This window comes from Paraburkholderia sp. J94, from assembly GCF_905220285.1.
GTDB lineage: Bacteria > Pseudomonadota > Gammaproteobacteria > Burkholderiales > Burkholderiaceae > Paraburkholderia > Paraburkholderia tropica_A.
On the sequence record NZ_CAJMZH010000002.1, the window covers coordinates 456,981 to 475,946 of the forward strand.

Annotated in this window: 14 protein-coding genes; 6 read left to right on the forward strand and 8 right to left on the reverse strand. The window is 65.0% G+C overall.

The annotated features are described in order from the left end of the window. Window positions 1–265: 265 nt before the first annotated feature. Complete coding sequence (locus U4Y88_RS05325) at window positions 266–1,204, reverse strand: transporter substrate-binding domain-containing protein (protein WP_321782758.1); 939 nt, start codon at window positions 1,202–1,204, stop codon at window positions 266–268. Window positions 1,205–1,573: 369 nt separating this feature from the next. Between U4Y88_RS05325 and U4Y88_RS05330 the strand changes: the two genes are divergently transcribed. Together U4Y88_RS05330 and U4Y88_RS05335 are read left to right on the forward strand one after the other, a co-directional pair. Further along, entirely contained in the window at window positions 1,574–1,957 is a 384-nt protein-coding gene (locus U4Y88_RS05330; RefSeq protein WP_224009538.1) for a Rap1a/Tai family immunity protein, read from the forward strand. 72 nt (window positions 1,958–2,029) lie between these two features. Next, on the forward strand, window positions 2,030–2,554 hold the full coding sequence (locus tag U4Y88_RS05335; protein ID WP_321782759.1) for a nucleoside 2-deoxyribosyltransferase: 525 nt from the start codon (window positions 2,030–2,032) through the stop codon (window positions 2,552–2,554). 53 nt (window positions 2,555–2,607) lie between these two features. Here U4Y88_RS05335 and U4Y88_RS05340 read toward each other — a convergent pair whose 3' ends face one another. Together U4Y88_RS05340 and U4Y88_RS05345 are read right to left on the reverse strand one after the other, a co-directional pair. After that, window positions 2,608–4,269 carry a S10 family peptidase gene (locus tag U4Y88_RS05340; RefSeq protein WP_224009542.1) on the reverse strand — a complete coding sequence of 554 codons (1,662 nt, stop codon included), beginning with the start codon at window positions 4,267–4,269 and terminating at the stop codon, window positions 2,608–2,610. Window positions 4,270–4,506: 237 nt separating this feature from the next. Beyond that, window positions 4,507–6,126: a S53 family peptidase gene (locus tag U4Y88_RS05345; protein WP_321782761.1), complete on the reverse strand. Its 1,620-nt coding sequence runs from the start codon at window positions 6,124–6,126 to the stop codon at window positions 4,507–4,509. A gap of 366 nt (window positions 6,127–6,492) precedes the next feature. On the opposite strand from U4Y88_RS05345, the gene U4Y88_RS05350 reads away from it, so the two are divergent. Beyond that, window positions 6,493–7,593 carry a BMP family ABC transporter substrate-binding protein gene (locus tag U4Y88_RS05350; protein ID WP_224009552.1) on the forward strand — a complete coding sequence of 367 codons (1,101 nt, stop codon included), beginning with the start codon at window positions 6,493–6,495 and terminating at the stop codon, window positions 7,591–7,593. A gap of 72 nt (window positions 7,594–7,665) precedes the next feature. After that, the gene (locus U4Y88_RS05355; protein ID WP_310630173.1) at window positions 7,666–8,190 is read left to right on the forward strand and encodes a nucleoside deaminase; all 525 of its coding nucleotides are present in this window, start codon (window positions 7,666–7,668) and stop codon (window positions 8,188–8,190) included. 58 nt (window positions 8,191–8,248) lie between these two features. On the opposite strand, the gene galU is transcribed toward U4Y88_RS05355, so the two are convergent. Continuing rightward, window positions 8,249–9,139 (reverse strand): UTP--glucose-1-phosphate uridylyltransferase GalU, encoded by an 891-nt coding sequence (galU, locus tag U4Y88_RS05360; RefSeq protein WP_065065473.1) that lies wholly within the window; start codon window positions 9,137–9,139, stop codon window positions 8,249–8,251. A 377-nt stretch (window positions 9,140–9,516) separates the two neighbouring features. After that, the gene (locus U4Y88_RS05365; RefSeq protein WP_167371401.1) at window positions 9,517–9,660 is read right to left on the reverse strand and encodes a hypothetical protein; all 144 of its coding nucleotides are present in this window, start codon (window positions 9,658–9,660) and stop codon (window positions 9,517–9,519) included. Window positions 9,661–9,897: 237 nt separating this feature from the next. On the opposite strand from U4Y88_RS05365, the gene U4Y88_RS05370 reads away from it, so the two are divergent. Beyond that, the gene (locus U4Y88_RS05370) at window positions 9,898–11,058 is read left to right on the forward strand and encodes an acyltransferase (RefSeq protein WP_321782763.1); all 1,161 of its coding nucleotides are present in this window, start codon (window positions 9,898–9,900) and stop codon (window positions 11,056–11,058) included. A 200-nt stretch (window positions 11,059–11,258) separates the two neighbouring features. On the opposite strand, the gene U4Y88_RS05375 is transcribed toward U4Y88_RS05370, so the two are convergent. From U4Y88_RS05375 to U4Y88_RS05385, 3 genes are read right to left on the reverse strand one after another with little or no spacing between them, the layout of a single operon-like run. Then, complete coding sequence (locus U4Y88_RS05375) at window positions 11,259–13,766, reverse strand: glycosyltransferase family 4 protein (RefSeq protein WP_321782765.1); 2,508 nt, start codon at window positions 13,764–13,766, stop codon at window positions 11,259–11,261. Next, on the reverse strand, window positions 13,763–15,229 hold the full coding sequence (locus U4Y88_RS05380) for a flippase (RefSeq protein WP_224009560.1): 1,467 nt from the start codon (window positions 15,227–15,229) through the stop codon (window positions 13,763–13,765). The genes U4Y88_RS05375 and U4Y88_RS05380 overlap by 4 nt, the downstream gene beginning before the upstream one ends. A gap of 39 nt (window positions 15,230–15,268) precedes the next feature. Continuing rightward, window positions 15,269–17,458: a hypothetical protein gene (locus tag U4Y88_RS05385; protein WP_321782977.1), complete on the reverse strand. Its 2,190-nt coding sequence runs from the start codon at window positions 17,456–17,458 to the stop codon at window positions 15,269–15,271. 393 nt (window positions 17,459–17,851) lie between these two features. Between U4Y88_RS05385 and U4Y88_RS05390 the strand changes: the two genes are divergently transcribed. Further along, on the forward strand, window positions 17,852–18,937 hold the full coding sequence (locus U4Y88_RS05390) for an acyltransferase (RefSeq protein WP_321782767.1): 1,086 nt from the start codon (window positions 17,852–17,854) through the stop codon (window positions 18,935–18,937). The last annotated feature ends 29 nt before the right edge of the window (window positions 18,938–18,966 follow it).

Here is an 18,966-nt window from a genome sequence, read left to right on the forward strand (position 1 = left end):
TTGTTCGTGTTTCGTATCGGCGTCGCCTGTTTCGTTCAGGCGCGCTTCGAACCCGCCATTTTCGCATCGGAAACACGCGTCTCGCGCCCTGTTTCCGATCGGCAACGCGCGTTCGCGCCGCTGGCCGGGACCGAGATCATCTCACGATCGCGGCGCGTGGCCGGTAAAAGTCCGCTTCGGGATCTTCGGGTTCAGGCGCTTATTCGAGCGATCGAGCGGCCACGCCATCGAACGCCCGATCGACCTCAATCGACCTAACCCGACCTCAATCGAGCGCGTGGTCATTCGGCGCGGCGTACAGCTTGCGCAGCGCGTCGCTCATCGGAAAGCGCAAGTCCGCGCCGCTGCCGGGCACCGGCTGCTCGAACCATTTCGCGTAGAGCTTGCTCATTTCGCCGCTCGTCATGAGGTCGCTCATCGCGTCGTCGACGACCTGGCGGAACGCGGGGTCGCCGTTGCGCATCACGAACGCGTAGGCCTCCGACGACTGCGGCGTGCCGACGATCACCCAGTCCGCCGGCTTCGCCATGTGGGCGCGCGTACCCGCGAGCAGCACGTCGTCCATCATGTAGGCGACGGCGCGGCCCGATTCGAGCATGCGGCGCCCCTCGCCGTAATCGCGCGCGCTGAGCACCTGCATGTTCATGTGGCGATCGAGATTCATGCGCCGCAGCATGCGCTCGGACGTCGTGCCCTGATTCGTCACCACGGTCTTGCCCGCGAGATCCGGGAAATCGTGGATGCCCGAATTGCGGCGCGTGAGCAGCCGCGTATCGGCGATGAAGAAGGTGCTGGAGAACTGCACCTGACGCTGGCGCGCGTGGGTGTTGGTGGTGACGCCGCAGACCAGATCGACGCTGCCGTTCTGCACCAGCGGCATCAGATTCTGCGAGGTGACGGCGATAAAGCGCACGCCCAGCCCCGGACGCTGCGTGCGCGCCTTCACCGCCGCGATCACGCGGTCGCAGATGTCCTGCGAAAAGCCGACGACCTTGCCGTTCGCGTCGACCGACGAAAACGGCACCGAGGTCTCGCTATAGCCGATCGCGATCGCGTTGGCGTCGCGGATCTTGTCGAGCGTGGGCTGCGCGACCTGCGCGCGCGCCGGTCCCGGCCACGCCACGGCGGCGGCGATCACGACGAGCGCGGCGCAGGCGGCGTGCGCGCCTCGCGGCAGGCGCCTCGGTCGGCTCAAGCGGCTCATGACGGTCTCTCTCCTTGTTGATGGGCAAGCGGCGATGCGCCGCGCGGGCATCCCAAAATCCGATGCCGCCCTGCATCATGCCATGCCCACCGCTTCCCTTTGACGGACGGCAAGCCTGAGATAGCGCGGCGCGGCTATCCTTGCGCCCGGCTCGCGCGGGCCGCCAGGCGGGTCGCAACGCGGATTGAAACGCGGGTCGCAGCACAAACCGCAGTGGAAGCCGCGGCGCAATCCGCACCGGAATTCACGCTGCCGTTCGCATCGAAGTCCGTCCGGCTGTCCGCATCGAAGCCCGCACCGAAGTCCGCATGACGGACGCGCCACGCTCGCGCCGCATTCGTTCCGCACTCCCATCCCACGGAAAGCATCATGACCAAGGCAATCCTCCCCGCGCTGGCGCTCGCCGCCGCGTTCGCCGCCGGCAGCGCAGCGGCACAAACCGCCCCCGCGCCCGCCGCCAGGCCCGCGCCCTCCATCGATCAGGCCGACGTGTTCTACGCCGCCTGCCAGCAGCCCGAAAACCGCGACGCCTGCCTGCTGTACATGGCCGGCTACGCCAACGGCGCGCTCGTCCAGGCGCTCCTCGACCGCCAGCAGCCGCGCTATTGCCTGCCGCCGAACGCCACGCGTCCGCAGCAGCTCGGCGCGGTGCTCGCGTATATGAAGGGCCATCTGGAAAATATGCTCGAACCCACGGGCGCGGTCGTCTACAAGGCGCTGATCGCCGCGTACCCCTGCCAGGCGAAGCGCTGAAGCTGCGCGCGCGCGGGCAACGGGACTAGAATCGGCAAACGCCCCGCCCGTCCCACCGGAGACTCCGACGCCATGACACTCGCCGCCTCGCCCCGCCGCCCGCGCGTTTATCTCGCGGGCTTCGACGTCTTTCGTCCCGATGCGCTCGAACACGGCGCGCGTCTCGTCGCCGCGTGCGCGGAGTTCGGCTTCGAGGGCGTCTATCCGCTCGACGCCCAGGCGCCCGCCGATCTCGACGGCCCGCGCCAGGCCGCCTGGATCTACCGCGCGAACATCGAGTCGATCCGCACCGCCGACATCGTCATGGCCAACGTCGACGACTTTCGCGGCCCCGGCGAGCCCGATTCGGGCACGGCGTTCGAGATCGGCTTCGCCGCCGCGCTCGGCAAGGAAATCTGGGCCTATACGACCGACGCGGGCACGCTCGCCGAACGCGTGCCCGCGCAGGCCGGTCCGCGCGGACGCGTCTGCGAACGCGGCTTTCTCGTGGAAGATTTCGGTCTCTCGAAGAACCTGATGATCGCCTGCGCCGCGCGCATCGTGCAGGGCGACGCGCGCGCGTGTCTCACGGCGCTGTCGCAAGGGCGCACGCTTTAACCCAGCCTCGCGCGCCCTTGCGCACTACACACCACGCACCACGCACCACGCGCTCAGTGATGCAGCGCGCTCATCGTGCTCATGCGCTGCAACGCGCGAATGCGCGCCACGGCCGGACGGTTGGCCACCGCGCTATCGTAGAGCTTCGCGAGATCGGCCTTGAGCGCCGTGCGCGACGCGCCGTCGAGATACACCATATGCCCCGACGGATAGAAGCGCGCGCTGAGGTTGTCGCGCACTTTCTGATCGACGAGCGGCATCTTCTGCAAGTCGATCACGGTCTGATAGAACGGCGTGACGAAGTCGTAATAACCGTTCGCCGACAGCACGCGTAAATCGGGATTCAAGGCCATCACCGCGGCCAGATCGCCCGCCGTGTAGAGCACGATATTGCCCTGCGCATCGACGCCCTTCTGCGCGCCGGTCGGATCGATATGGCCGAAGTCCCAGTTCTTGAACGCCTGGTCGTTGAGGTCCGTGAACGACGAGTTGGTGCGGAACTTGAGCGTCTCGTTCAGATAGCTGTTCCACATCGCCGTATAGACGCCGCTCACCGCCGTCATGGTCGGATCGTTGCCGCCCGCGTTCGGATCGACGTTGCCCGCGATGCCCGTGTCGATGGCCGTCACGCGTCCGTCGTAGGAACCGAGCGCCACGCCCTTGTCCTTGAGCAGCGTGGTCAGAAACAGCGAATTGCCGCGGCTGTCGTAAGCGGCGATGTCGAGATTCCACGACTGCAGCGTTTGCGTGTCGATGCCCGTGTATTGCGAGAGTTTCTTCAGCGTCGCCGGAATCGACGGGTCTTTCGGATCGGGAAATTTCGCGAGCGCCTCGCGGTAATCGGTGCGCGCGAATTGCGCGACCTGCGCGACGAAACTCTGTAGATCCTTCGGCGCGGGCTTCACGCCGAGACGCTGATGAAACCACGCATCGGCGGCCACGGTCGGCAACGCGCCGATCGGATTGCCGCTCTGCGTGTAATCGAGTATCGACGATTGCAGCGTGATGCCGTTCAGGTCCACGCCGTCCTCGTGCAGCCGGTACGCGAGCACGCAGCTGCGCGCGGTGCCATACGACTCGCCGAACAGAAACTTCGGCGAATTCCAGCGATCGTTCGCGCTCAGATAGCGCTTGATGAACTGCTTGAGCGAGTCCGCGTCCTGATCGACGCCCCAGAAGTCGCGGTTGTGATGCGGCGCGATGGCCGCCGAATAGCCCGTGCCCACCGGATTGACGAAGATGAGATCGCTCTTGTCGAGCAGGCTGTCGGGGTTGTCTTCGAGCGCATAGGGCGCGGGCGGCGTGAAGCCCGGCATCGACGTCTTGATGCGCCGCGGCGCAAACGAGCCGAGCAGCACGAACACCGACGACGAACCCGGCCCGCCGTTATAGAAGAACGTGACCGGCCGGTCCTGCGCCTGCACGCCGTCCTTCGTGAACGCCACGTAGAAAATCTTCGCGTTGGGCTGCGAACTGCTCGGATCGACGGTGACGAGGTGGCCCGCCGTCGCGGTGTAGGCGATCACCTCCTTGCCGATCTGGATCGCGTGATGTGTGATCGCGGCGTTCTCGGTCATGTCGGTGACGAAGTCGTCGGGACCGTTGCCGTAGGCGGTGGGATCGAAGCACGGCTGGTCGGCGGGGCTGCGGTGCTTGCCGTTGCCGCTGGACGGACCGGCCTGGCCGCCGTTGCTGGACTGAGCCTCTTCGTTCATGTCGTCTCCTTGCTCGTGGTACGCCGGGGGGCGTTCAGCGCCGCGCCTGGCGGCAGGCGTCGGCGGGCTGCAACGTGACGCACCGCGCGCCCTGCGCGCCGGGTCACAACCCACGGCGCGGATGACACGCGGTTTCGTTTCGGAAACCAGGAAAACTTTTGTGCGCGCCGGCATCGAGCCGGGTGAATCGAGTCGATGAGTCGATGTGAGTCGATGCAGGCGCGCCGGCACTCGATGCTACGCCGAGCCGAGCGCCGCTGCCACTTTGCTGCCCACCGGCGTGCCGAGCCCCGTACAGGCGTCCCAGCCCGGCCCGGCGGTGTAGTCGCCGTTGCTGCCGCTCGTGATGTCGTTGAACGCGCCCGGCTGCGCGTAGAGCTTCGCGTTGACGAAGCCCGCCGCCTTGCCGTTCGCCGCGTTGATGCGCGCGATCAGTGCGGCCCACAGCGGCGCGACCGCGCTGGTGCCGCCCACCACGGTGTCCGCGCCGCCGATGTGCACCGCATAGCCGCTGGCCGGATCGGCGTCGGCGGACACGTCGGGCACGCCGCGCCGCACCAGCGCGCCCGCCCCGCCGCTGCTGCGCACGAGCCGCAAGCCCTTCTGCCACGCGGGCAGCGCAAAGGTGGCGCTGACGCCGCCGCCCGTCGCGCCGTCGCCTTGCGCGGCGGCGCTGCCCCAGACGGTTTCGCGCGTGATCTGGGCGTTCGCGGCCGTCACGTGCGTGCCGCCACAGCCGAGCGCGTAGGGGCTCGACGCCGGGAAATCGACGTGATCGGCGCCATCGCTCACGCCATCGGACGAGCCGCTGTCGCCCGACGCCGCGCACACCGTCACGCCGAGCGCGACGGCCGTTTGCAGCGCGTCGTTGAGCGCGCCGAGCGTCTGCTGCGACCACGCCGATTCGGGCGCGCCCCAGCTGATCGAAATGACCGAGGGCTTGCGCTGGCTGTCGTGCAGCGCGGCGCTCACCGCATCGACGAAACCGGCTTCGCTGTTCGGCGCGAAGTAGACCGCGATCAGCGCGGCCGGCGCGAGCGCGCCTGCGATTTCGACGTCGAGCGTCACTTCGCCGTCGGGGCCGTTGGGGTCGCCGGTGGGCGCGTTCTTCGCCTGATCGACCGACACCGCTTCGACCTTCGGCATGGCCACGCCGAGCGCGCCGAAATAGGCCTTGAGGTCCGACGCCGCATAACCGCCGCCCATTTCGATCAGCGCGATGCACTGGCCCTTGCCGTCGCCGGCCGGGAAGTCGTAGAGCGTCGCGAGTTCGAGCGGCGTGAACGAGCGATTCACCACGCGCGCGGGACGGATGGGCGCGTGAATCGGGCTGTCGCCGGACGTGCTCTGGGTCGATTCGATGCGAAAGTGCGGCCGCACTTTCGCGCGATTGTCGAGGCCGACCACGGCGGTGACGATCTCGTGCATGTCGTCGGGCAGATGGACCGGACCGTTGGGCTGGCGAAAGTGCTGCTTGAGCGTGCCGACCTGATGCTCGAAGCGCTGAAGATCGACGCCGAACGCCGCGTTGTACTGCTGCACGGTGCCTGAAAGCACCACGCGCCGCGCGCCGGAGTCGGCGCTCACGACGCTGAGGCCGTGCGCCTTGGCGAAGGTCTCGACGCGCTGGATATCGGCCTGCGCCGCGCCGAAACGCTTCTCGTAGTCCGCGCGCGAAACGGGCTGCGCGCCCGCCGCGCCCGAGGCGATCTTGTCGACGAGTTCGTTGAACGCGGCCTGCGCCTGACGCCGCAGGATGAGGACGATGTCGAAATGCTCCGCGGGATCGCAGGCGCCGACACACTGCGCGCCGGTCGGCGCCGGATGATCGCTGCCTGCCACGGGATGACGGGTCATGAACGGCTCTCCTGTTTTCGTCGTGAATCCGGGTCGTGCGTCTCTCTCAAATGGGAAAGACCGGCGGTCCGGTGATCGGGTTCCGCACGGCGACGGAGCACCGCGCGGCGTCATTCATCGCGCATCAGTCATGTGTTCATCGCGTGTTAATCGCGCGTTCAGCGATGCAAAACGCACAGTCAAAACCGCCCCGCGCGCAACCGGTCGGCGAGCGCATGCGCCATGCCCACACGCCTCATCGCTACTTTGACGCAAGTGCCTTTCATATCCATTCTGTTATACCCGCAATAAGGGACACAAATATTTCCCATATATTTGGCTCGCGAACATGGCGTCGACACGACTTTGCCCTTCACCGGAGAATTCATGAAATTACGCCTGTCCCGCGCGCGCCGCGTCTGCGCACCGCTCCTTGCCGCCCTGTTCACCGCCCTCACGAGCGGCATCGGGCACGCCGCCACCGCGCCGATGGGCGTCGCCTTCGTCTACCTCGGCAACCCCGGCGACGCAGGCTGGACCTATGCGCACGAACAGGGCGTGAAAGCCGTCGAAGCGCAGTTCGGCGACAAGATCAAGGTGACGCGCGTCGAGGACGTGCCCGAATCGGCCGACTCCGAACGCGTGTTCCGCGACCTCGCCGCGAAAGGCAACAAGATCATCGTCGGATCGAGCTTTGGCTTTCAGGACTTCGAACTCAAAGTCGCGAAGGACTATCCCGACACCGTGTTCATGCACGCGACGGGCTACAAGAAAGCGCCGAACTTCGCGACCTACGACGTGCGCACGTATCAGAGCGCGTATCTCGCGGGCGTGGTGGCGGGCTATACGACGAAGTCCAACACGCTCGGTTTCGTCGGCTCGGTGCCGGTGCCGGAAGTCGTCCGCAATATCGACGCGTTCACGATGGGCGCGCGTTCGGTGAATCCGAAGGTTCGCACCAAGGTTATCTGGATCAATAGCTGGTTCGATCCGGGCAAGGAAAAGCAGGCCGCCGAAACGCTGATCGGTCAGGGCGCCGACGTGCTGATCCAGAACACCGACTCCACCGCCACGATGCAGACCGCCGAGCAGAAGAAAGTGCACGCATTCGGCTGGGATTCGGACATGAAGAAGTTCGGCCCGAACGCGCAGCTTGGCGCGTGCGTGAGCTACTGGGGCGTGTATTACTCGCACCTGATCCAGCAGGTGATGTCGGGCACGTGGACCAACGCGCCGGTCTGGTGGGGCCTCAAGGAAAAGGCCATCGATCTCGCCAATATCAACACGCAGGCCGTTTCGCCCACCGCGCAAAAGGCGCTGGCCGAGAAGCGCGACGCGATCATCGCCGGCAAGTTCGATCCGTTCGCGGGTCCGATCAAGGATCAGTCGGGCGCGGTTCGCGTGGCCGCGGGCAAATCGCTTTCGGACACGGATCTGCTGCGCCTGAACTGGTTCGTCGAAGGCGTCGACGGCACGGTGCCGAAGTAAGCGATCGCTCGATCAATACAGAAAAGGCCTGTAAAACAGGCCTTAAATAGAGTCAACAGGAGACAGACGCTCATGACCGCAACACCGGAATCGTCCACCGCGCCGCCCCGCACCGCGCCAACGCACGAACAGATCGTGCGTCATTTGCGGCGCTCGGCGGCCGTGGGCGAACGGGCCGCGTCGTTCGGACACCATCCGTTCGGCGCGATCCTCGTCGGCCCCGATCACGAGACCGTGCTGATCGAGCAAGGCAATGTCGATACCGTGAATCACGCGGAATCCGTGCTCGCGCGCATCGCCGCGATGAATTTCAGCGCCGAGTATCTGTGGGCATGCACGCTCTACACCTCGGTCGAACCGTGCTGCATGTGCGCGGGCACGGCCTACTGGGCCAATATCGGCCGCGTGGTGTTCGGCATGACCGAAGCACGTTTGCTCGAAGCGACCGGCAATCACGCCGAGAACCCGACGATGAGCGTCGCGTCGCGCTATGTGTTCGATCACTGCCAGAAGCCCGTCGATCTGATCGGCCCCGTAGCCGATGTGGAGGACGACGTGATGCGTGTGCAGCGCGCGTTCTGGCAGGCGCGCGCCTGATTGCGCGAAAACGCATGGCGCGCGTCACGCGCCATGCGCTTCCTGCACGAGTGTTGCCTTACGCTGCCGCAGCGAGCGCTTGCGGCAGATGGTTCTGCAAATAGGCCTCGAATTCGTCCTTCACCTCGGGGTGACGCAGCGCGAATTCCACCGTGGCCTTCAGATAACCGAGCTTGCTGCCGCAATCGAAACGCGTGCCCATGTAGCGATAGGCGAGCACCTGTTCCTCGGTCAGCAGCGATTGCAGGCCGTCGGTCAGTTGCAGTTCGCCGCCCGCGCCCGGCTTCAGCGCGCGCAGGTGATCGAAGATCGTCGGCATCAGCACGTAGCGGCCCACCACGCCGAGATTCGACGGCGCGACTTCCGGCGCGGGCTTTTCGACGATGCCCGACAGCTTGAACACGTCCTCTTCCCACTCGCGGCCATCGACCACGCCGTATTGCGCGGTGTGCTCGCGCGGAATGGCTTCCACGCCCACCACCGAGCTGTGATAGTGGTTGAAGGTGTTGACGAGCTGCTTCATGACCGGCGTCGGGCTATACAGCAGGTCGTCGGCGAGAATCACGGCGAACGGGCTGCCGCCCACGAGCTTTTCGGCGCACAGCACCGCGTGGCCCAGACCGAGCGCTTCGGCCTGACGCACGTAAAAGCAGTCGACATTGCTGGGCTTGATGCTGCGGACGAGGTCGAGCAGCTTCTGTTTATTGCGGGCTTCGAGTTCGGCCTCGATCTCGTACGATTTGTCGAAATGATCTTCGATCGCGCGCTTGCTGCGCCCGGTCACGAAAATCATCTCGGTGATTCCCGCAGCGATCGCCTCTTCCACCGCATATTGAATGAGCGGCTTGTCGACGATCGGCAGCATTTCCTTCGGGCTGGCCTTCGTGGCAGGCAAGAAGCGCGTACCGAGGCCCGCAACAGGAAATACCGCTTTGGTAACTTTCAGCATGATGTCCATTCCCAGTTCGATCGTTTGAGTAACGGTCTCGCAGCAAGGCAAGCCGGCATCCCCGAGTGTTCTGTTACAGCAACTTTTTTATATTGAAAGGCATCGGCCTCGTCTTTTGCAGAAAAATAAAAAGACAAAAAACCGAATAAAATTTGACGCGGCCTCTATGTCGCCGATTCATCGGCGATTGATCGCCGATACACAGCAGATTCATCGGCGTTGCGCGGAAATTATTACCATGCGATTTGAATAACCGGCATGATTTTCCGGGCGAGCTTATCGGCGCGAACCGATGCGTTCAGGCCGCCGCGCGATACACGGCACACCGAACGAAATGGTACGAAGGGCACGAAATGGCACAAGCATGCCCGCGCAGTCTACTCCGCTTCGTCGGCGGGCGGCAATCGCGCCGATTGCGTGCGCGAGCGCCGGATAGGCTCGTTTCGCAGCGCCTCCCGATACGCCGACACCGCGACGAGTATCAACAGCACGGCAATGCCGGCCAGCAAATGCAGGTTCATCGAAATCTCCAGCGACCATAGGCGATCCCCTTCACGCTAGCATCTAAATTCGCGCAAATAAATCGCTTTAAGGTTACAAGGTTTTATTTCCCGATTTCGACGCATCCGGCGATTTATTCACCGACCAATTTCCCTCGACGTCCCAATTGCCAGGAATACTTTTCGAAAAACTTTTGCATATTTTCGGCGCGCAGGCCGCCTAAGATCGCGAAGTACCCTAGCCTACCTGTGCACACGATGAGCGAACCCGCATTCGAAACCGTTCTGCCGCCCGCATCCGCCGTGCCTGCCGCCGCGCGTCCCGCTGCCGGCGTCGTCTCCAGCGATCATCTGATCGACGCGCTGCGCGGCTTCGCCGCCTTGCTCGTGGCCTATTTCCACTGCCGCCAGGTCACCTGGATCGGCATGGGCGCGTTCCACCAGACTCACGCGAGCCTCGCGAGCCCCGGCACGATCGCCGCATGGCTCACGCTGCCCGTTGCGTGGGGATCGGCGGGCGTGCCGATTTTCTTCGTCATCAGCGGCTACTGCATTCACCGCAGCGGCGCCGCGCGCCTGCTCGCGAATCCCGGCTTCCAGCTCGATGCGAAACAATTCTGGCTGCGCCGTTTCGTGCGGATCTATCCGGTACTGCTCGCGGCGCTCGCGCTGACCTTCGTCGCCGATTCGTTCAGCCTGACGATGACGCCCGTGAGCCACAAGATCCTCGACATCGGCCCGCAGTCCTTCCTCGTCAATCTGCTCTCGCTGCAAGGCGTGGCAGGCAAAACCTACGGCTCGAACGGCGCGCTCTGGACGCTCTCGCTCGAAGTGCAGTTCTACCTGCTCTATCCGCTGCTGTTCGCCGCGCGCCGCCGCTTTGGATTCCATGCCGTGCTCGCCGCCGTCGCCGCCATCAACGTGGTGTCGGCGCTCACGCTCGCGCCGCACGACATCGTATTCTTCACGTCCTACTGGTTCTCGTGGATGCTCGGCGCGTGGATTGCCGAAGCGCGTCTGCGCGGCTCGGAAGGTTTTCGCTTCGCCTGGCCGGCCGCGGCCGTGTTCGCGGTCGCGGGCTGCGCCGCGTTCCACTTCGGCCAGTACGGCGCGTTCCAGCTCTGGGCCTGCGCGTTCGCCTGCTATCTCGTCAAGGCGCTCTCGCGGCCGGTCGCGAGCGGCGGCGTATTCCTGCCGCTGTTCTCGAAGCTCGGCGAATTCAGTTACTCGCTCTATCTGATTCACCTGCCGCTGTTCGTGCTGCTCGGCTCGCTGCTGTTCCGCTCGGAATTGCAGACGTCGATCTGGGCGTCGTTCGGCTTCACGCTCGCGGTGCTGCCGGTGGCGTGGGTGTTCTATCGACTCTTCGAGCGCCCGGCGCTCAACGTGGCGGCACGCTTGCGCAAACGCGCGGCTTGATCCGGCGATCACGCGGCGCGATGGATCCGCCGCGCGATCTTTTCAGATCGCCATGAAGAAAGGGGCCGCACATGCGGCCCCTTCGTTTTGCTGCGTCGGCCTGCGTGGGCCGACGCTTCCTCCCTGAATGTGCTTGCCGTCTCCTCCGAACCTGCTAACTGCGAACCTGCTAACTGCGAACCGGCTCACTGCGAACCGGCTTATCGCGCGCGCGCCGCCACGCCGTCCAGCACGCGCTCGACCGCCTCGACGTACTGCTCCTTGCCGAAGCGTTCGCGCGCCACCGCGAGGCCGTTCTGCGCAAGACGCTCGCGCAGATTCGCATCGTCGTGGAGCGCGGCCAGCGTCGTCGCGAGTTCGCGTGCGTCGCCCGGCGTGCAGAGCAAACCGCTCTTGCCGTGCGCGACGATCTCCGTCACGCCGCCATCGCGCGACGCCACCACGGGCCGCTGCGCGAACATGCCTTCGACCACCACGCGACCGAACGGCTCCGCCGTGATCGAGGTATGCGCGATCACATCCATCGCGCGCATGCAGGCCGCGATATCGTGACGGAAGCCGAGAAAATGCACGCGCGCTTCGAGGCCGTTCGCCTTCACGAAGTCGTGCAATTCCTGCGCGTAAGCATCTTCGCCAAACAGCGGCGCGCCGACGAACACGGCATGCGCGCGCGGTTCGAGCAGCAGCGCTTCGAGCAGCACATGCTGACCTTTCCAGCGCGCGAGACGGCTGAATGCGCCGACCAGAAACGCGTCCTGCGGCAAGCCGATCTGCGCGCGCAACTGCGCTTGCGGCACGCGCGCGAGCGCACGGAACGGCGACTCGTCGACGCCGTTGTGCACCACGTCGATGCGGCGCGCGTCGAAGCGCGTGAGATCGGCGAACACTTGCGCCGACGCGTGCGAATTCGCAATCACGTGCGCAAGGCCGAGCTTCGCGCAACCCTTGATGACCGCGCGCTGCACGCGCCCGAAATGCTCGTCGCTGACGATGTCGCGCAGATGCCAGACCACCGGCTTGCGCGCGAGCTTGCCTGCCAGCACGCCGATCACCATCGCGCGCTGCGTGTTCGCGTAGAGCACGTCGGCCTCGCGCGCGCGGCGGCGCGTTTCGCGCACCAGCGAAGCGATGCCTGCGAGCACGCCCAGACGCGGCGCGGCACCGCCGTCACGGCGCACGTTTTTCAGCGCGCCCGAATCGAGCACGTCGACACGCGCGCCCGCAGCGTCGAGCGCCTCGCGGAACGGCCCGTCGTTGAACAGCAGCACTTCGATGCGCGAGCGCAGTCCCTTCACGACTTCGAGCAGCGAGAGTTCCGCGCCGCCGAGCACGCCGCTCTGATCGATGGCGAGCACACGCGGCGCATCGCCGCTTTGCGCGTCACCCCGCGTATCGTCCGGCGGTGCATTCGGAGCACGCGGCACGCGCGGAAGTCCCACTTCGGCAATCGCGGGCACGGCTTGCGCGACGCGCGCGAAAAACTGCTCGCGGAAATGCTGCGCCGAAAACTGCTCCGCATTCGCGCGGCACGCCTCGGCGCGGAAGCGTGCGGGATCGCGCTCGAACGACGCCACCGCCGCGATGATCGCCTCGGCGCGCTGCTCGTCGAAGAACAGGCCAGTCTGATGCGGGCCCGTATCGCGCACGGTTTCAAGCGCGCCGCCCTTGCCATATGCAATCACCGGCGTGCCGCACGCCTGCGCCTCCACCACCGAAATGCCGAAGTCCTCTTCCGCCGCAAACACGAACGCCTTCGCGCGGCGCATGCGATCGTGCAGCACGGCGAACGGTTGATAACCCATCACTTCCACATTCGGCCCGGCTTTCGCGCGGACCTTCTGCATGTCGGGGCCATCGCCGATCACGACGAGCTTCTTGTCCGGCATCCGCGCGAACGCCTCGACGATCAGATCGATCTTCTTGTACGGCACGAGCCGCGACGCGGTCAGATAAAAATCTTCCTTCTTCGTTTCCAGCTCGAACGCGTCGACATCGACGGGCGGATACACGACGTCCGCTTCACGCTGATACACCTTGTGAATGCGCCGCGCGATGAATTCCGAATTCGCCACGAACTGATCGACCGAATTCGCCGTGCGCACATCCCAGTTGCGGATGTAGTGAAGAATCAGCCGCGCGAGCATCGACTTCGGACCGCGCGTGAGACGCGACTCCTGCAAATACTGATGCTGCAAATCCCACGCATAGCGGATCGGCGAATGCACGTAACTGATATGAAACTGGTCCGGCCCGGTCAGCACGCCTTTCGCGACCGCGTGCGAACTCGAAATCACCACGTCGTAATCGGAGACGTCGAGCTGCTCGATCGCGAGCGGCATGAACGGCAGATAGGCGCGATATTTCGTTTTCGCTTTCGGCAGACGCTGCACGAACGAGGTCGTCGCGCGTTTGCCGCGCAGAAAGCCGCGATCCTTGTCGTCGACGAAATCGACCACGGAGAACAGATCGGCGTCGGGGAAACAATCGATGATCTGTTCGAGCACGCGCTCGGCGCCCGCATAGGTGACGAGCCAGTCGTGCACGATAGCCACACGCGGACTGCGCCGCGCGGCGCGCCCTTCGTGCAGCGGCCGCAGCTCGGTGACCGTGCGCGAATCGCCGCGCGCGGAAGCAGTGGAGTCGCGCCGTTGCACAGGCGCGGCGGCGCGTTCGGACGGCGCCGCTTCGTCGATCAGTTCATGACTCATGCGCTTTTCCGTGAGTTGAGACGAAACAAAAGGGAACGGACGTAGCCGCGCAGCAACGGCGTCGTGATCACCGACCACGCGCAGTTGGCGAGCGCCAGCACCACGCCCGCGCCGATCGCGACGAGCGCGTCCGGCACCCACCACGCAATCGCAAGCGCGGCGGCGAGAAAACTCAGGTGTGCAAACATATCGACGACGATCGCGCGGCTATGAATGCGCGACAGCCACAGCAGCACGACGTAATCGAACAGCGAGCGGAACAGCACCGCTGCCGCCGCGCCGGGCAGACCAAATCGGTCGATGCCGAGCCACAGCAAACCCGCGAACAGCGGCAATTCGATCAGGCCCACGCGCGCGGCCACGGCCGGGTTGTTCTGCGACTGGATCAGAATGCGCGTGACGCCGGCCTGCCCGATCAGCCACACGGCGACGATCAGGAAGCGGCCCACGGGCGCGCCATGTTCGGCAATCACCGGACCGACCCACACGCGCAGAAACGGTTCGAGCACGACGATCGCGCCAATCGCGACGGGCGTGAAAATCGCGTTGAGAAATTGCAGCGACTGCGCGGCGATCTCGTCGGCGTGTTCGCGGCGCAGTGCGGAAAGACGCGGGAACAGCGTGCGCACGAGCGCATTCGGCACCATGTTCAGGCGCGTCACGAGGTTCTGCGGCACCGTGTAATAGGTCACGAAACGCGCGCCCAGGCCCGCGCCGAGCATCATGCGGTCGAGCGAGTCGGCGACCATCGTCGTGATGCTCGCGACCAGCATCCAGCCGCCGAAATTGAACAGCGCCTTCGACGTATCCAGACGCGGACCGAGCACGCGGCGAATGCCGAGCACGCGCAATGCCGAACGGCCGAGCAGCAGGCCCGCGAACAGGCGCGCCATCACGGCGGCGGCCAGCACGGTTTGCAGATTCGGCGCGATGGCCCAGGCCGCACCGAGCGGCAAGAGCTGGAACAGGAAGGTGCCGAGCGTCTGATTCGTGTTGTAGATGCCGAAGCGCTCCGCGCCGTTGATCGCGCCCGCGAACACCCACGAAACGTTGGCGATGGGAATCGCCACCGCGAGCCACGGCAGCGCGAGATAGACCTCGTGACGCAGTTCGGGCGTGACGTGCGTGAAGTACGCGGTGTAGAACGCGCCGCCCGAATAGATCAGCAGGCCGCCGATCGCCCCCGTGATGAAGTTGAGCCAGAAGGCGCTCCAGAACACGCGCTCGCAGGCGTCGGCGTCCTTCGACGCGTAGGCCTTCGAGATCTGGTTCTGCGCGGCCATGCTCATGCCCAGATCGAGCACGCTGAAATAGCCGATCAGCGTCCACACGAGCGCGATCACGCCGTAGCGTTCGACGCCGAGCATCTTGATGTACGAGGGCACCGTGACGAGCGACACGAAGGTCGGCAGAATGAGCCCGAACAGGTTGATCGCAACGTTGCGCAGAATGCCTTTATCCATAGATTGTCCAGTAGCGTGGCGAGGCGGCGGGCGCGCGCATCAAGCCGGTTTCCAGCGGTACATGAGCACCTTGCCGCGTGCATCCTCTTCCACGAAGATCAGGTATTCGCCGTTCGGCTGGCGGTGCGCCGTAATGCCGAAGGGCACATCGACCCAGCCCGACGCATTGCCCACTTCCGCGCCGGGGCCGAAGGTGCCGATCTCCTTCGCGCTCGTCTTGTCGAACACGTGGACATTGCCCGCGGGCTCGACCACGAAGATGTATTGCCCTTCCACGGTCAGGCCCGCGGGCGTGACGGGCGGCTTCGCCTTCGGGTCCCACGGCAGGCGCAGCACGTAGCGCTGTTCGGGCTGGCCGGTCGACCACTTGTCGTAGCGCACCAGCACGCGGCCCGCTTCCTTCCAGAAGCCCGGATCGTGCGGCGCGTCGGCGGTGTAGCCGGTCACGTAGAGCGTGTCGGTTTCCGGTTCGTAAATCGCGCGATGCACTTCGGTGAACGGCGCGGGAATCGCGTACTTGTCGAGCTTGTCGTACGAGTAGATCGGATTGCCCTTCGCATCGAGGCCACCGAAACGGAAGCGCCAGATGCCCTTCTCGTCGCGCGCGCGCCAGATGTCGCCGCGCGTGTCGATCCACCAGCCCCAGCCACCGCCGAGTTTTTCGCGGCCCGGATTGCGTGTGTATTCGTCGGTGTCGAATGCGCCGTTGCCGTTGGTGTCGCGCCAGATCCAGTCGCCGCCCGGCGGCGCGTTCGGCACGTGCAGCACGGGACGCTCGCGCCCCGCGATGAAGCCCGACGGAATCGCGGTCTCGCCCTGGTGTTGCGGATCGAAGCGATAGATCTTCAGGTGATCCGCGTACATGTCGGTCAGGTACAGGAACGTGTGGCCGTTGAGCTGGCGTGCCGTGGGCAGACCCGGCCACTGATCCGTATGGAAAACCGGATCGTCGGGATATTTGAATCGATTAGACAGGAACCCTACATATTTCGAATCCTGACCCGGCGGCTTCGACAGATCGAGTTCGAAACGCTTGTTGCCGGTGTAGACGCTGTTCGGCCGCGCCGGGTCCATCCACGCGCCGTCGACGAACAGCAGCCCTTCCACGTACCACTGGCGCTTGCCGTCGGGCGCGTAGCTTTCGAGCGTCGCGCCCAGACCCGCGCCGATCGTGTCGTGCTTCGGGCCGATGCCGTTGGTCGACACGTAGATGTTGCCCTTCGCGTCCGCGCCCACGCCCGTGAGTCCGTTGAAGCGGCCAGGGCCGGGGCGTCCCGCGACGCCCGAGAAGATGCCGCCGCGCTCGCCGAGCGTGCCGCTCGCGGTATAGCGCTTGCCGCCGCCTTCGCGCGCGTAGATCAGGATCTGCTGGCGCGGGCCGTTGTCGGCGACCAGAATGCGTTGCGACGGGTCCACGGCCAGATCGACGGCCTGCGTATCGGCGGGCAGTTCGAGCGTGTCGCCGAGCAGCTTGCCGTCGGGCGAATAATGCGCGACGCGCGGCGCGCGATCGTCCACGGTGCCGGTCAGCACCCAGAGCGAACCGTCGGCGGCCAGCGCGATGCGGCCCGGCTCGTGCACGTCGAATTGCGATTTACGCTGCATCGAATTCGCGTCGTACACCTCGATGCGGTTCATCGACGTATTGCTCACGTAGAGCAGCGTATCGGTGGCCGCGAGACCGCCCACATCGGCATGCTGGCCCGTGGGCACATCAGCGATCTTCAGGAAGGCGCTGGCGAGCTGCGCATGCGGATTGAGCGGCTGTGGCGAGGCCTGAAACGCAGCGGCGCGCTTCGGCTCATCGAGCGGACGGCGCGTGATGCCGAACCACTGGCGGCCCTTGTCGGGCCACACGCCGCCCCCTACGAGATGACCCTTTTCGTTGCCCACGCCCACGGCCGCATACAGATAGCGATGATTGAGCGCGACAGCGTTGCCGCCCTGCCCGCCCCAACCGTGCGTGCCGCCCGCGAAGCCGAGCGACTTGCCGTCCTGGTAGGCGCTGATCTCGCCGCCGCTTTCGTCCCACGGTGCGTTCGTGAAGACCTTGCCTTCGGGCGTCACCGCGATCGCGGTGATATTGATCTGCGTCCACGTCCCCTGGCCATAGCCGAAGGTATTGCCGATCCACGAGGTCGTCACGTTCAGTTGTGGCGCGGCGAGCGTCTGCACCGACGAGGTACAGACGAACGCGCTCAAAGCGGCCAGCGCCAGCGCCCTGCGCATGCGGCGGTCGGGAATCGGAAACGGCAAGGCAATTCCTCCGGTCAGAATACGGCGATTCCGCTGGATCATGCCGTACATTCACGGAGAAAAATCCCCCCACAAAAAGCGAAAATAATTCAAAAAAATTCAATCAAAACCGGCACCCGTTTTTGCTCTGCGAAATAAATCCGCGCGCGCCGCGCCAAGCCATACCGCGTGGGCGATCAGCAAGTTTTTCCCGATTTCGCAAAGGCCGCTTTGGCACGTGCCGACTCATATTTACCGATCTAAATCGGCTTTCATTTTAAAAATCGGCCCATCAATATATTTCGGCTTTTTGACCATTTAATTCTTTCTAGAATGATCCGGACTGTGTACGTAAAACTGTGCACGCATGAAACCACCGGATCGCCGATGACCGTCAACAGCCTCGCCAGCCCGCCGCAACACGCTCACCGCATCGTCCAGCTCGACGGCCTGCGCGCCATCGCCGTGCTCGCCGTTTTCGCGCAGCACGCGCTGAAGGCGCCGCTGTGGATGGGCGTGGATCTGTTCTTCGTGCTGAGCGGCTTTCTGATCACGGGCATCCTGCTCGAACGCAAGGCACGCGGGCAGTCGTATTTCAGCTACTTCTACGCGCGGCGCGTGCGTCGCATCCTGCCGCCGTACATCCTGCTGATGATCGTGTCGTCGCTGCTGTTCGGCCTCGGCTGGGCGCGCTACTGGCCGTGGTACGCATTCTTCGCGACCAATATCGGCGATGCGCTCGGCCAGAGCGGCCACGACAGTCTCAACATTCTCTGGTCGCTCGCCGTCGAGGAGCAGTTCTATATCTTCTGGCCCTTCGTGGTGCTGCTGCTGCCGCGCCGTCTGCTCGCCGTGGTCGCCATCGCGCTCGTGCTGATCGTGCCCGTGCTGCGCGCCATCGCGACACCGTGGTTCGACAGCTACTGGCCGATCTACTACCTCACGCCGTTCCGCATGGACCTGCTCGCCGCGGGCGCGCTGCTCGCCGTGATGGTGCGCCGCGACCGCAATGCGCTCGAACCCTTCAAGGTGCCCGCGGCGATTTTCTTTTTCGCGGCGCTCGCGGTGCTCGCATGGCTGCATCTGCATTACCCGCGTTTTCGCGGCATGAACACGCCGCTCTCGAACGCGATGCTCTATAGCGTGTCGCTCGTGCTCTGCACCTCGGCGGTCGTGGTCGCGCTGCAATCGAAGGGCATCGTCAAGCGTGTGCTCTGCAACCCGGTGCTCGTGTATCTCGGCACCATCAGCTACACGATCTACCTGATTCACCTCACGATTCTTTATGCGGTGTGGGAGCACCACTACAGCCGCCCGGTGAGCGCGGCCATCGCGCTCGCCATCACGCTCGCCTACGCAAGCGCCAGCTGGTTCCTGTTCGAAAAACGCCTCACGCGCGGTCCGTCGCGCCGCTCGACGCCGGCCGGCGCGAGCGCCACGGTGCGCGTGAGCGCGTCCAGCTCGCAGTCCTGAAAGGCAGTTTCCGTTTCCACGTTCGCTAC